Below are 12,893 nucleotides of genomic sequence, written 5' to 3'. Positions count from 1 at the left end.
AAGCCGGCTCGGATTCCGGTGGGATTGCCGGGTCGAAAGGCCCTCCCCTGACCGGGAAGGGCCTTCCTCGCATCGTGGCCTCAGGCTGCCAGCGAGCGCAGGACGTAGGGAAGAATCCCGCCGTTGCGGAAATATTCCAGCTCGTCGAGCGTATCGATCCGGCAGGTGAGCGGCACCTCCGTCTTGGTGCCGTCGGCGGAGGTGATCTCGGCGATCATGGTCTGGCGCGGCTTGATGTCGCCCGAGAGGCCGAGAAGGCTGACGGTCTCGTCGCCCTTGAGGCCGAGCGACGCCCAGGAGGTGTCGCCCTGGAACACCAGCGGCACGATGCCCATGCCCACGAGGTTCGAGCGGTGGATGCGCTCGAAGCTCTCGGCCACCACGGCGCGGACGCCGAGGAGCTTGGTGCCCTTGGCCGCCCAATCGCGCGACGAGCCGGTGCCGTATTCCTTGCCGGCGAAGACCACGAGGGGTGTGCCGGATTCGGCATATTTCTGGGCGGCATCGTAGATGTACATCCGCTCGCCGGAGGGCTGGAACAGGGTCCAGCCGCCCTCGACCACGGTCCCGTTCTCGTCCCGGACCATCTGGTTCTTGATGCGGATGTTGGCGAAGGTGCCGCGCATCATGACCTGATGGTTGCCGCGGCGGGTGCCGTACTGGTTGAAGTCCTGCACCCGAACCTGATGCTCCTGCAGGTAGGCACCGGCCGGCGAGGCCGCCCGGATGTTGCCCGCCGGAGAGATGTGATCGGTGGTGATCGAATCCTGGAACAGGCCGAGGATGCGGGCATCGACGATGTCGGTGATCGGCGTCGGCGTCTTGGTCATGCCCTCGAAATAGGGCGGGTTCTGCACGTAGGTGGAGGTCGAATCCCACTTGAAGGTCTCGGCCTCGTTGACCTCCACGGCCTTCCAGTAATGGTCGCCGCTGAACACGTCGGCGTAGCGCGACTTGAACAGGGTCGAGGTGATGTTGGCCTCGATGAACTCCGCGACTTCCGCCGTCGAGGGCCAGATGTCGGCGAGATAGACCGGCTGGCCGTCGGAGCCGATGCCGAGCGGCTCGGTGGTGATGTCGATCTGCATCGAGCCGGCGAGCGCGTAGGCCACGACCAGCGGCGGCGAGGCGAGGTAGTTGGCGCGCACGTCGGGATTCACGCGGCCCTCGAAGTTGCGGTTGCCCGAGAGCACGGCCGCCGCGACCACGTCGTTGTCGTTGATCGCCTTCGAGATCGGCGCCGGCAGCGGGCCGGAATTGCCGATGCAGGTGGTGCAGCCGAAGCCGACGAGGTTGAAGCCCAGCGCATCGAGGGGAGCCTGCAGCCCGGCACTCTCGAGATATTCGGCGACGACCTGGGAGCCGGGCGCCAGGGAGGTCTTCACCCAGGGCTTGGAACGCAGGCCCTTGGCGACGGCGTTGCGGGCCAGCAGCCCGGCGCCGATCATCACGCTCGGGTTCGAGGTGTTGGTGCAGCTGGTGATCGCCGCGATCACCACGTCACCGTGGCCGATATCGTAATTCGCGCCCTCGACGGGGTAGCGCTTGGCGATGTCGGCGGCCTTCTTGAACTCGGTCTCCATGGACTGGGCGAAGCCCGGCTTGGCGCCGTCCAGCAGCACCCGGTCCTGCGGCCGCTTGGGGCCGGCGAGCGACGGACGCACGTCGCCCATGTCGAGGGCGAGGGAATCGGTGAAGACGGGGTCCGGGGTCTGGGCATCGCGCCACATCCCCTGCGCTTTGGCATAGGCCTCCACCAGGGCGATCCGGTCGTCGGCGCGGCCGGTGACCTTGAGGAAGTCGATGGTCTTCTGGTCGATGGGGAAGAAGCCGCAGGTGGCGCCGTATTCGGGGGCCATGTTCGAGATCGTGGCGCGGTCGGCCACCGCCATGTCGTCGAGGCCGGGGCCGTAGAATTCCACGAACTTGCCGACGACGCCCTTCTTACGCAGCATCTGCGTGACGGTGAGCACGAGGTCGGTGGCGGTGGTGCCCTCGGGCAGCTTGCCCGACAGTTTGAAGCCGACGACTTCCGGGATCAGCATGGAGAGCGGCTGGCCGAGCATGGCCGCCTCGGCCTCGATCCCCCCGACGCCCCAGCCGAGCACGGCGAGGCCGTTGACCATGGTGGTGTGCGAATCGGTGCCGACGAGGCTGTCGGGATAAGCGAGCTCGGTGCCGTCTTCGGTTTTGGTCCACACCGTCTGCGACAGGAACTCGAGGTTGACCTGGTGGCAGATGCCGGTGCCGGGGGGCACGACGGAGAAGTTGTCGAAGGCCGACTGGCCCCATTTCAGGAAGGTGTAGCGCTCGCCGTTGCGCGAATATTCCAGCGCCACGTTGTCGGCCAGGGCCTTCGGGGTGCCGAACTCGTCGACGATGACTGAGTGGTCGATGACGAGATCGACGGGGACCAGCGGATTGATTTTCTGGGGGTCGCCACCGAGCGCCACCATGGCGTCGCGCATGGCGGCGAGATCCACCACCGCCGGCACGCCGGTGAAATCCTGCATCAGCACGCGCGAGGGACGGAACGCGATCTCGGTCTCGACCTTGCCGAGGTTGCCGAGCCACGCCACGGTGGCGGAGATGTCGTCCTTCTTCACCGAGCGGTCGTCCTCGAACCGCAGCAGGTTCTCGAGGATCACCTTCATCGAGAAGGGCAGCGCCGTCGCATCGGCGAGGCCGGCCTGCTCGGCATGGGGGATGGAATAATAGGTATAGGACTTGTCGCCGACGGTGAGGGTCTGGCGGGAGTGAAAGCTGTCGAGTGATGCCACGGCTGGTCTCTTCCTCACGAGCGGTTGTCGAACACGCGCAGGCATGACCTGCGCCACGAAGTCGTGTTCGGCTGGAGCGCTTCTAAAAAAAGCGCGCGCCGCTCCGGGGGTGCCCGGACAGGATGTTGCGCGACGAGCGATTTGGACGCTCGGGACTCGCGCGGCGCAGCCTGTCCTCCGTATAGAACACTTCGAAACTGGCCGCTACGCCCTGCTGTGACACGAGTGCGGGAGTGTCGGGCTTCGCGTGGACGCGGCTCGGTGCGCGAGCTATGCAGACGGCCATGCCGGAGCATTCCATGATCGCCTTTCGCCTGCCCCCGGAGATCGAAGCGCATATGGATGCGCAAGGTCGGCGGACAGGCCAAGGCGCGCGTGAAGACGCCCGCGACGCGATCTTGGATTACCTTGAGGATCGTGCAGACGTTCAAATCGCCGAGCGGCGGCTTGCCGACCTGAAGGCGGGGAAGAGCGACTCCGTTCCCCTCTCGGAACTCCTGGCTCGGTACGCATTGTGATCGCGGCCATCGTGCACGATCCTCTTACCCTTGCGATGCAGGGGTTTGCCCCATCCACGAAACGACCAACGAGTGAGGACTCTCACGTCGGTATGAGGCGCGACATGCGCCCTCTTCTGGCTACGACATTCACCCATCTCGCGGGCCGCTCGGGTCCCCTTTCCTGGAAGGAGGGGGACAGGGTGAGGTGTGTGACCTCTTCGGAGAGGGACCACACCTCATCCCAACCCTCTCCTTCCAGGAGAGGGAGTTCCGCTGCGCCTCATGCGAACCCTCTTGGATCGAGGGGGCGGCTGTCGAGCAGATGTGTGAATCCAGTAGCCTTCCAGGAGAGGAAGCCCGCGCCGCCCCCGCAAGACGTGAAAGCCGTAGATCCCGTGAGCAGTTGGAGGCGTGCCGTCGCCGTCGGCCGGCAGGACGCCCCGTGCGGCTGACCGCCACGAACCTCGCCGCCCGCCGCTCCGGCCGCCGCATCTTCTCGGGTCTGTCCTTCACCCTCGGCCCCGGCGAGGCCTTGATGGTGACGGGGCGCAACGGGGCGGGAAAGTCGACGCTGCTGAGCCTGCTCGCCGGACGGCTGAAACCCGATGCCGGCACGATCGCGGTCGCCGATGTGGGCGAGGCGACGCTGGCCGAATGCCTCCACGTGGTCGGCCATCGCGACGGGCTGAAGAGCCCGCTGACGGCGGAGGAGAATCTCGTCTTCGCCCGCGACCTCCTCGGCGCGCCCACGGCGAGCCCGGCCGAGGCGCTGGAAGAACTCGGCCTCGGGCACGCCCTACGGCTGCCGGTGGCCTATCTCTCCGCCGGCCAGCGCCGGCGCGTGGCCCTGGCCCGGCTCCTCGTCTGCCGCCGGCCCCTCTGGCTCCTCGATGAGCCCACGGCGGCCCTCGACACGGCTTCTCAAGCCGTGCTCGCCGGATTGATGGCCCGGCACCGGGCCGAGGGCGGCCTCATCGTCGCGGCCACCCACCAATCCCTCGGCCTCGACAATGCCCGGGACTTGCGCATCGACGAGGCACTGAAGCCGGTATCTGCCACGGGGGATGCGAACTCGGCCGAGGCGAACTCGGCCGCCTCGGAGGTGTGGTGGTGATCCGCGTGATGCGCGCCCTCATCGCCCGCGACCTGCAGCTCGCCGCCCGCGTCGGCGGCTCGGGCGCCCTGTCGCTGGTCTTCTTCCTGATGATCGTCGCCCTGGTGCCGTTCGCGCTCGGGCCCGACCTCAACCTGCTCTCGCGGATCGGTCCGGCCATCCTCTGGCTCTCGGCGGTCCTCGCCACCCTGATCGGCCTCGACCGCCTGTTCCAGGCCGACGAGGAGGACGGCTCCCTCGACCTGATGACCGGTGCCCCCGCCCCGATGGAGATGGTGGTGCTCGCCAAGGTGGTGGCACATTGGCTCACCACCGGCCTGCCCCTGGCTTTGGCCTCGCCGCTCTTCGGATTGCTGGTGGCGCTGGACGGCACCGCCATGGGCGCCACCGCCCTCACCCTCCTGGTGGGGACGCCGGCCCTCACCTTCATCGGTGCCGTCGGCGCCGCGCTCACCGCCTCGATCCGTCGAGGCGGGCTGATCCTCGCCGTGCTCGTCCTGCCGCTGATGATTCCGACACTGATCTTCGGCGTCTCGGCGACCGATGCGGCCTCCGGCGGTACGGTGCCGTTCACGACGCCGCTCGCGATCCTCGCCGCGCTGAGCTTGATCGCGGCGGTGATCGGGACCTTCGCGGCGGCGGCGGCGCTGCGGTGGTCGGAATGATCAGGGCGTTTCGGCGACGGGAATGACGATCTCGTTGCGTCGCAGGAATGGGATCGCAAAGGGCGGATCGTAGCTCAGCACGCTCGACGGGCCGGTGGGCTCGCGGGCCACCTTCGCCAGGACCTGCCGGAGAACCGCCTCGCGTTTCTCGCGCGCCCTGGCGTCGAGGGTGCCGGAGAAACGGAGCGCGGCGTAGGTCGCGGCGGGCAGCCGGGCGATGCGGACCTTCGGTTCGGTCGGGACCGGAGGACCGGCCTTGGCGACGGCGGCGGGCAGGAAGAAGCGCATGATGCGCTGATCGCCGCCCTGCTCGACCGGCACGGTCATGGCGATGCGGCTTCCCTGTTCCACCGGCACCGTCATCGCGACACGGTCGTCTCCGCCATTGGCGCCGGTGATGTAGCGGAACAGCCGGCGGAACGCCTCAGCATCGCCCGCTCCCGCCATGTCGGTCTCGACCGTGACACGCGGTTCGTAGCGGCGGATCTCGACGTCGCGGGGCAATCGCTCCACCACCTCGTAGCGCGGCTGTTCGTAAGTGGCACGGATGCCGACCACGGACAGGGCCGATTCGGCGAAGGTCAGGGCGTAGTAGAGGGCTTTGTCCAGCATGGCGCGGCGTCAACGCCCCATCGGCAGCCCCGTTTCCAGTCCCGATTCCAGACGCCGCCACTCCGTCGGCGGCAGACCGGCTTAGCCAGGAGAGGCGCGGGTGAAATGGGCGGCGTCGGCACAGGGGAGATCGAGGCCGATGCGGCCGTGCGGGGAAGACGCGAAGAAATGATCGACGCGGCTGGGACTGCGCGTAACGCCCGCATTGATGCTGCACCGCACCTTAGGCTAGTTCCACGAACCATGTGGACACGTCTTGCCCATCCCGGTCACTTCCTGCGCTGGACCGGCCCCGTGATGCCCTGGCTCGCGGGGCTCTCCGCCGTGCTGCTCGCCGTCGGCCTGTACCTGACCTGGTTCGTGGTCCCGCCCGATTATCAGCAGGGCGAGACCGTGCGGATCATGTACATCCACGTGCCGGCGGCCTGGCTCGGGGTGTTCTTCTACGGGTCGATGGCGCTCTCGGCGATCGGCACCCTGGTCTGGCGCCACCCCCTCGCGGATGTGGCGCAGCGCGCCGCCGCGCCGATCGGGGCCGCCTTCACCCTGATCTGCCTCGTCACCGGCTCGCTCTGGGGCAAGCCGATGTGGGGCACCTACTGGGTCTGGGACGCGCGCTTGACCTCGATGCTGATCCTGTTCCTGATCTATTGCGGCATCATCGCCCTGTGGCGCACCATCGAGGATCCGAACCGGGCCGCGCGGGCCATCGCGATCCTGACCCTGGTGGGGGCCGTGAACCTGCCGATCATCAAGTTCTCGGTGAACTGGTGGTCGACGCTGCATCAGCCGGCCTCGATCATGCGCATGGGCGGCTCCAGCATCGATCCCTCGATGCTCTATCCCCTGCTCGAGATGATCCTCGCCTTCACCCTGCTCGGGATCACCCTGCATCTCTATGCCATGCGCACGGAGATCCTGCGGCGCCGGGTCAGGGCGCTCACCATCCGCGAGGCCGAGCGTCTCGATGCCGATCCCCGTCCGGCCCGGCCCCTCGGCCAGGCGATCCGGGGAGTTTGAGCGATGAGTTCCCTTGGGCCGCATGCCGGCTTCATCCTCGGCGCTTACGCCTTCACCGCCCTCGTGATCGGGGCCCTGATCTGGCGCTCGCTCGGCGATCACCGGGCGCAGAAGCGCGCCCTGGCAAGCCTCCAGGGCGATGCGGGAGAACGGGCGTGAGCGCCACGTCCTCGTCGGCCCCGGTGCGCCGGTCGCTCCTCGTCATCGCCCCGTTGGTGATCTTCGCGGCGCTGGCCCTGGTCTTCTTCATCCGCCTGCGATCCGGCGCCGATCCCGCGGCGATCCCCTCGGCGCTGATCGGGCGGCCGGTGCCGGCCTTCGCTCTGGGACCATTGCCCAACCTCGTCGGCGGCGACGGCCAGGCCATTCCCGGCCTGTCGAGCGCCGAGCTCAAGGGCCGGGTGACGGTGGTCAATTTCTGGGCCTCGTGGTGCGCGCCCTGTCAGATCGAGCATCCCCAGCTCATGCGCCTCGCCCGTGAGCCGGGGGTCAACCTCGTCGGGATCGACTACAAGGACGCACCGGAGAACGGCCGCCGCTTCCTGTCGCGCAGCGGCGTTCCGTTCCAGGCGGTGGGCATGGATTCCACCGGCCGCACCGGCATCGATTTCGGCGTCTACGGCGTGCCGGAAACCTTCATCATCGGCCCCGACGGCGTGATCCGCGACAAGCTCGTCGGCATCGTCACGGCGGAGAACTATGCGGCGGTGCTCGACAAGATCCGGGCGGCGGAGCGGACGGCCGCCGCGAAACCCTAGACGTCGGGTTTCGCCTCGGCCTTACGGTCGTAGCGCATGAGGAGCGGGGTCTGCGACAGGGCGAACAGGATGGTCAGGGGCATGATGCCGACCACCTTGAAATTGGCCCAGAACGCGTAAGTCTGCGTCCGCCAGATCACCTCGTTGATCGCGGCCAGCGCCAGGAAGAACAGGCCCCAGCGGAAGGTGAGCTTGCGCCAGCCCTCCTCGGTGAGATCGAAGACCGAATCCAGCACCACCGATAGCAGCGACTTCCCGAACAGCAGCCCGCCGAGGAGGATGGTGCCGAACAGGGCGTTCACGATCGTCGGCTTGATCACGAAGAACGTCTTGTCGTGCAGCGCCAGCGCCATGCCGCCGAAGACGAGGACGACGATGCCGGAGACCAGCGGCATGATCGGCAGCCGCCGCAGCAGCGCGAAGTGGATGGCCAAAGCTACCGCCGTCGCCACCACGAACACCCCGATGGCCAGGAAGGTGCTGCTGTCCTCGCTCAGGCCGAACCGCGTGCCGAAGGAATTGAGCAGGAAGAACAGCACCAGCGGCCCCATTTCCAGGGCGAGCTTCGGCACCGGGTCGAGATGGCGGCGCGGCGGTACGGATTCGACAGGCAGGGTCATGATCTATGAACGGCTCGTGCTTCGACGCGCCGGAACACGACGCGGCGCCGGGTGGGAGGCTGGATGTAGAATAGTCGCCCCGGCTTTCCTAGCTTTGGAGGCTTCTCCGGCCGGCAGACATCGATCCGTTCCTACTCCTCCTCCAACCCCGCGATGGCCCGCGCGAAATCCCGCGCGGCGAAGGGTTCGAGATCCTCGACGCCTTCGCCGACGCCGATGAAGTGCACCGGCAGGCCGAACTTCGCCGCCAGCGCCACGAGGATGCCGCCCCGTGCGGTTCCGTCGAGCTTGGTCATGACGAGGCCGGTGACGTTGGCGGCCTTCGAGAACAGCTCGACCTGGCTCAGGGCGTTCTGGCCCACGGTGGCGTCGAGGACGAGGAGGACGGCATGGGGCGCCTCGGCGTCGATCTTGCGGATGACGCGCAGGATCTTCTCGAGCTCCGCCATCAGCCCCGTCTTGTTCTGGAGCCGGCCGGCGGTGTCGATCAGGAGCACGTCGGTGCCCTCGGTCCTGGCCCGCTGAAAGGCCTCGAAGGCGAGGCCGGCGGCATCCGCCCCTTGGACGCCCGCCACCACCGGAACCCCGGTGCGCGTGCCCCAGACCTTGAGCTGCTCGATGGCCGCGGCGCGGAACGTGTCGCCGGCCGCGAGCATCAGGCTGTGGCCCTCCCCCTTCAGCTTCAGGGCGAGCTTGCCGATGGTAGTGGTCTTGCCCGCGCCGTTGACGCCGATCATCAGGATCACGAACGGCTTCTTCGTCGTGTCGATGGTGAGGGGGATGGCGACGGGGGTCAGCGCCCGCTCCACCTCGGCGGCCAGGATCGCCCGGACCTCGTCGGGGGAGATTCCTTTTTCGTAGCGGCCCTTGCCCACGGCCTCCGAGATCCGCATGGCGGTGTCGATGCCGAAATCGGCCTGGATCAGGGCGTCTTCCAGTTCCTCCAGGGTGTCCGCGTCGAGCTTGCGCTTGGTGAACAGGCCGGTCACCCGCTCGGACAGGGCCGAGGAGGTGCGCTTCATGCCCCCGGTGAGGCGGCTCCACCAGCCGCGCTTTTCGGCAGTCGGCTTCGGCTCCGGCACGGGCTCGGGGACGGGGGCGGGCTTCGGCGCGAAGGCGACCGTCGTGGTGTCGGCCTGCTCCGCGCCGCGCGCGGGATCGTCTCCCGCGGTGCCTGCGGGCGGGCGTTCGTCGGCGCCCTCGATGGGCTGGAGGTCCGCGCCCTCGATCTCGTCGGGCGTCGCGTTCTTATCCGGGTCGGCGGGAGCGGGTTCGCTGGGAGGGAGCGGGATGGCCGAGACGTCGTCGGCGCCCGTGGCGAAATCGGGCTGGCCTTCGGAGGCCGAGGCGGGGGACGCGATGGGAGGCGATGCCGGCGCGATCGGCGTTTCGGGCGTCCGCTCCGGCTTCGGATCAGGCTTGGGATCGGGCGGCTGGACCGGCACCGGCTCGGGCGGCCAGGCCTCCTCCTTCTTTCCGAACATCCGCCGCAGCAACCAGCCCGGCCTCTTGTCTTCGCTCATTCCCACTTGCTCCCCCGACCCCGCATCAGTAGCGCAGGGCGATGCCTTCAGCCGATGTTCCCGTGGATCAGCCCATAACAGACATAGGCGCGCGCCTCCTCTACCGCGATGCCCTTGTCCTCGTCATCGACAAGCCGGCGGGGTTACCCGTCCATCCGGGCCCCAAGGGCGGCGAGACCCTGACCGATCATCTCGATGCCTTGCGCTTCGGCCTGCCGCGTCGTCCCGAGGCCGCCCATCGGCTCGACCGCGACACGTCGGGGTGCCTGGCCCTGGGCCGTCACGCCAAGGCCCTGGCCCGCCTGAACAAGCTGTTCGCCGCGAGCGGTACCGTGGGGAAGACCTACTGGGCCATCGTCGAGGGCGGTCCCGCCGAGGACGAGGGCCGCATCGACCTCCCCCTCGCCCGCCGCTCGGACGACCCGCGCTCGTGGTGGATGAAGGCGGACCCGGCCGGAGACCCGTCGCTGACCACATGGCGCGTCCTTGGCCGTTCGCCGGACCGGAGCCTCGCCTGGCTCGCCCTCAGCCCGATCACCGGCCGCACGCACCAGCTGCGCGTCCATTGCGCGGCCATGGGCTGGCCCATCCTCGGCGATCCGATCTACGGCACCGCGCCGCGTGCGGGTGGGCCGGGGCTGCACCTCCACGCCCGCTCGCTGACCCTGCCGCTCTATCCGAAGAAGCCGCCGATCGTGGTCGAGGCGCCGGCGCCGGGGCATATGCGGGGACGGATGGAGATGTGTGGGTATCGGGGTGGCGTGTGAGACGCGTAGCGTTCCATTTCTCCGGTCTTTTGCAGCAATCTCAACGCTTTTGGGTGAGGTTGCTGCATTAGACCGCGTTTCTCCGATGCGTTTTGACGGCCCAATGCCAAGAGGCGGATGTGAAAGGTCGCTGACGGTGGTGCGCGTTCTCCTCTCCCCGCTTGTGGGGAGAGGATCGCAGGCACCTTGCCGTGCCTGCGATGAGCGGAGCGACGGTGAGGGGGCGCATCCGGAAGAGGCTGTTCCGGACGAGCCCCCTCACCGTCGGCTGCCGCCTCGCCGCGTCGACGACGGGGTCGTCGCGGCCCTCTCCCCGCGTGCGGGGAGAGGGGATGCGCGCCGCTCATCGTTCGGCCTATGCGCCGTCGCGGCCGGATTCCTAGGCCGCGATCAGCACACGGCCGTCATGGCCCGCGATCGTCACGTCGCGCAGCTCGCCCGCCGGCCACTCCGCTCCGAGCCGGACCGGCGTGAACCCTTCGGTGCGCCCCATTCCGCCGCGCTCGGTGAGCACGCGGTGCGTCCGGCCGACCTCTCCCGCGAGGTGTCGCGTCAGCGCCGCCGCGCCCGCCTCACGGAGACGGGCGGCGCGCTCGCGGATCACGTCTCCGGCGACCGGCGGCATGCGCGCGGCCGGCGTGCCGGGGCGGGGCGAATAGGGAAACACGTGGAGATGGGTCAGGCCGCATTCGGCCACGAGATCGAGGGAGCGGGTGAATTGCTCCTCGGTCTCGGTGGGAAAACCGGCGATCAGGTCGGCGCCGAAGACGGCGTCCGGGCGAAGACGCCGCACGGACTCGCAGAACCGGATCGCGTCGTCGCGGCCGTGCCGGCGCTTCATCCGCTTCAGGATCAGGTCGTCGCCGGCCTGGAGCGAGAGGTGGAGATGCGGCATCAGCCGTGGCTCGCCGGCAATCGCCTCCATCAGCGCCGCGTCGGCCTCGATGGAATCGATGGAGGAGAGGCGCAGGCGCGCGAGGTCCGGCACGTGGCGCAGGATGGCCTGGACCAGCCGCCCCAGGCTCGATGGCTCCGAACAATCCCGGCCGTAGGCGGTGAGGTCGACGCCGGTGAGCACGACCTCGCGGCCGCCATGGTCGACGATGCGGCGGACCTGATCGACCGCATCGTCCAGGGCCACCGAACGCGAGTTTCCCCGGCCGAAGGGGATGATGCAGAAGGTGCAGCGATGATCGCAGCCGTTCTGCACCGGGACGAAGGCGCGGGTATGCCCGGCCACCGAGGCGATCCGCGTCGGCGCGGCCTCGCGCACCGCCATGATGTCGTCGATGGCGTCGCGCGCCCTCGGATGCGCGGCGGGCATCCAGGTCTCAGCCCTGGTCTTGGCATCGTTGCCGACGATCCGCGCCACTTCCGGCATCGCCGAATAGGCTCGCGTCTCCACCTGCGCGCCGCAGCCGGTGACGACGATCTCGGCCCCCGGCCGCTCGCGGGCGAGCCGGCGGATCGCCTTGCGGGCCTGCCGCCCGGCCTCCGCCGTGACGGCGCAGGTGTTGATGAGGACGAGGTCGCCGCCGGTCCCCGCCGCCTCGGCATGGCGGCGCATCACTTCGGATTCCACCGTGTTGAGGCGGCAGCCGAAGGTCAGGGTCTCCACCGCCACTCAGTCCACCCGCGCGAAGAGTTCGGCGGGCAGGAACCCCTCCCATTCGAGGGCCACGGGGCCGGTCATCAGCACGTGGTCGTCGGCGCGCCACTCGATAACGAGGTCGCCGCCGGGCAGGCTCACGGTGGCGTGGCGGCCGATCATGCGCAGGCGCGCGGCCGCCACCAGGGTGGCGCAGGCGGCGGTGCCGCAGGCCAGCGTCAGTCCGGCGCCGCGCTCCCAGACCCGGAGCTTGATCGTCTCCGGTCCCGTGACCTGCGCCAGGGAGATGTTGGCGCGCTCGGGAAAGATCGGGTGGTTCTCCAGCATCGGGCCGAAGCGGCCGAGGTCGTAGCCGTCGGGATCGCCATCGATGAAGAACACCGCATGGGGGTTCCCCATATTCACCGCCCCCGGCGAATGCAGGACCGGCGCGTCGATCGGGCCGATCTGGAGTTCGATCCGCCGCGTGTCGGGGAACGGCTCGGCCAGCGGGATCTCGTCCCACTTCAGACGGGGGCGGCCCATATCGACGGTGAAGGAGGCCTGCGCCTCGCGCTTCACGCCGACGAGCCCGGCCTTGGTCTCGAGGGTGAGGCGGCCGCTCTCGGCCGGCCGCGCCATGGCGGGGTCGTCGAGCATGGCGTAGGCGACGCAGCGGGTACCGTTGCCGCAGGCGCCGGATTCCGACCCGTCGGTGTTGTAGATCCGCATGAAGCCGTCCGTGCCGGGCTTGCGCGGATCGTGGATGACCATGAGCTGATCGAAGCCCGAGCGTGGGTGGCCGGCGATGGCGCGGGCCTCTTCCGCGCTCACGACCAGCTCCGTGCCGCGCAGGTCCAGCACCACGATGGCGTTGCCCGCCCCGTGCATCTTCAGGAACCGTCGGTTGGCGAGCCTCGTCATGATCGTCTTTGGTTTCGTGGTC

At 68.8% G+C, this 12,893-nt stretch carries 13 protein-coding genes; 7 read left to right on the top strand and 6 right to left on the bottom strand.

What is annotated here, in order from left to right; translation table 11 throughout:
• Nucleotides 1–80: 80 nt before the first annotated feature.
• A complete protein-coding gene (acnA, locus tag FPV16_RS02890) occupies nt 81–2,780 on the bottom strand; it encodes an aconitate hydratase AcnA (protein WP_319802214.1) in 2,700 nt (899 codons plus the stop codon).
• A gap of 299 nt (nt 2,781–3,079) precedes the next feature.
• Between acnA and FPV16_RS02885 the strand changes: the two genes are divergently transcribed.
• From FPV16_RS02885 to ccmB, 3 genes are all read left to right on the top strand, one after another.
• A complete protein-coding gene (locus tag FPV16_RS02885) occupies nt 3,080–3,298 on the top strand; it encodes a CopG family transcriptional regulator (protein ID WP_227435945.1) in 219 nt (72 codons plus the stop codon).
• Nucleotides 3,299–3,722: 424 nt separating this feature from the next.
• Nucleotides 3,723–4,394 carry a heme ABC exporter ATP-binding protein CcmA gene (gene ccmA / locus FPV16_RS02880; RefSeq protein ID WP_227435944.1) on the top strand — a complete coding sequence of 224 codons (672 nt, stop codon included), beginning with the start codon at nt 3,723–3,725 and terminating at the stop codon, nt 4,392–4,394.
• An 8-nt stretch (nt 4,395–4,402) separates the two neighbouring features.
• Nucleotides 4,403–5,059: a heme exporter protein CcmB gene (gene ccmB, locus FPV16_RS02875; protein ID WP_264483676.1), complete on the top strand. Its 657-nt coding sequence runs from the start codon at nt 4,403–4,405 to the stop codon at nt 5,057–5,059.
• Here ccmB and FPV16_RS02870 read toward each other — a convergent pair whose 3' ends face one another.
• Nucleotides 5,060–5,671, bottom strand: a complete 612-nt coding sequence (locus FPV16_RS02870; protein WP_227435941.1) for an SOUL family heme-binding protein — start codon at nt 5,669–5,671, stop codon at nt 5,060–5,062.
• A 243-nt stretch (nt 5,672–5,914) separates the two neighbouring features.
• Between FPV16_RS02870 and FPV16_RS02865 the strand changes: the two genes are divergently transcribed.
• From FPV16_RS02865 to FPV16_RS02855, 3 genes are read left to right on the top strand one after another with little or no spacing between them, the layout of a single operon-like run.
• Nucleotides 5,915–6,691 carry a heme ABC transporter permease gene (locus tag FPV16_RS02865; RefSeq protein ID WP_227435939.1) on the top strand — a complete coding sequence of 259 codons (777 nt, stop codon included), beginning with the start codon at nt 5,915–5,917 and terminating at the stop codon, nt 6,689–6,691.
• A 3-nt stretch (nt 6,692–6,694) separates the two neighbouring features.
• Nucleotides 6,695–6,850 (top strand): heme exporter protein CcmD, encoded by a 156-nt coding sequence (gene ccmD, locus FPV16_RS02860; protein ID WP_227435936.1) that lies wholly within the window; start codon nt 6,695–6,697, stop codon nt 6,848–6,850.
• Complete coding sequence (locus tag FPV16_RS02855; RefSeq protein ID WP_227435934.1) at nt 6,847–7,449, top strand: DsbE family thiol:disulfide interchange protein; 603 nt, start codon at nt 6,847–6,849, stop codon at nt 7,447–7,449. Before ccmD ends, FPV16_RS02855 begins: the two co-directional genes overlap by 4 nt.
• Here FPV16_RS02855 and FPV16_RS02850 read toward each other — a convergent pair.
• Nucleotides 7,446–8,063, bottom strand: a complete 618-nt coding sequence (locus tag FPV16_RS02850) for a septation protein A (protein ID WP_227436013.1) — start codon at nt 8,061–8,063, stop codon at nt 7,446–7,448. The two genes, FPV16_RS02855 and FPV16_RS02850, sit on opposite strands and share 4 nt — an antisense overlap.
• Nucleotides 8,064–8,200: 137 nt before the next feature.
• Nucleotides 8,201–9,592: a signal recognition particle-docking protein FtsY gene (gene ftsY / locus FPV16_RS02845; RefSeq protein WP_227435932.1), complete on the bottom strand. Its 1,392-nt coding sequence runs from the start codon at nt 9,590–9,592 to the stop codon at nt 8,201–8,203.
• 62 nt (nt 9,593–9,654) lie between these two features.
• Here ftsY and FPV16_RS02840 point away from each other — a divergent pair, with 62 nt between their 5' ends.
• Nucleotides 9,655–10,359 (top strand): RluA family pseudouridine synthase, encoded by a 705-nt coding sequence (locus FPV16_RS02840; protein ID WP_227435929.1) that lies wholly within the window; start codon nt 9,655–9,657, stop codon nt 10,357–10,359.
• Between the two features lie 379 nt (nt 10,360–10,738).
• Here the strand turns inward: FPV16_RS02840 and mtaB are convergent, their stop codons facing one another.
• Together mtaB and dapF are read right to left on the bottom strand one after the other, a co-directional pair.
• Complete coding sequence (mtaB, locus tag FPV16_RS02835) at nt 10,739–11,983, bottom strand: tRNA (N(6)-L-threonylcarbamoyladenosine(37)-C(2))-methylthiotransferase MtaB (protein WP_227435926.1); 1,245 nt, start codon at nt 11,981–11,983, stop codon at nt 10,739–10,741.
• Nucleotides 11,984–12,871 carry a diaminopimelate epimerase gene (gene dapF, locus FPV16_RS02830; protein WP_227435924.1) on the bottom strand — a complete coding sequence of 296 codons (888 nt, stop codon included), beginning with the start codon at nt 12,869–12,871 and terminating at the stop codon, nt 11,984–11,986.
• Between the last annotated feature and the right edge of the window lie 22 nt (nt 12,872–12,893).

Origin of the sequence: Methylobacterium sp. W2 (assembly GCF_020662345.1) — a bacterium.
Classification (GTDB): domain Bacteria; phylum Pseudomonadota; class Alphaproteobacteria; order Rhizobiales; family Beijerinckiaceae; genus Methylobacterium.
The sequence above is the reverse complement of the archived record's forward strand: the minus strand, read 5'-3'. Positions and strand labels throughout refer to the sequence as shown.

Coding starts and splice junctions, on each gene's coding strand:
- FPV16_RS02885 (WP_227435945.1), top strand. CDS start 3,080: ATGATCGCCTTTCGCCTGCCCCCGGAGATCGAAGCGCATATGGATGCG.
- ccmB (WP_264483676.1), top strand. CDS start 4,403: ATGCGCGCCCTCATCGCCCGCGACCTGCAGCTCGCCGCCCGCGTCGGC.
- FPV16_RS02870 (WP_227435941.1), bottom strand. CDS start 5,671: ATGCTGGACAAAGCCCTCTACTACGCCCTGACCTTCGCCGAATCGGCC.
- FPV16_RS02865 (WP_227435939.1), top strand. CDS start 5,915: ATGTGGACACGTCTTGCCCATCCCGGTCACTTCCTGCGCTGGACCGGC.
- ccmD (WP_227435936.1), top strand. CDS start 6,695: ATGAGTTCCCTTGGGCCGCATGCCGGCTTCATCCTCGGCGCTTACGCC.
- ftsY (WP_227435932.1), bottom strand. CDS start 9,592: ATGAGCGAAGACAAGAGGCCGGGCTGGTTGCTGCGGCGGATGTTCGGA.
- dapF (WP_227435924.1), bottom strand. CDS start 12,871: ATGACGAGGCTCGCCAACCGACGGTTCCTGAAGATGCACGGGGCGGGC.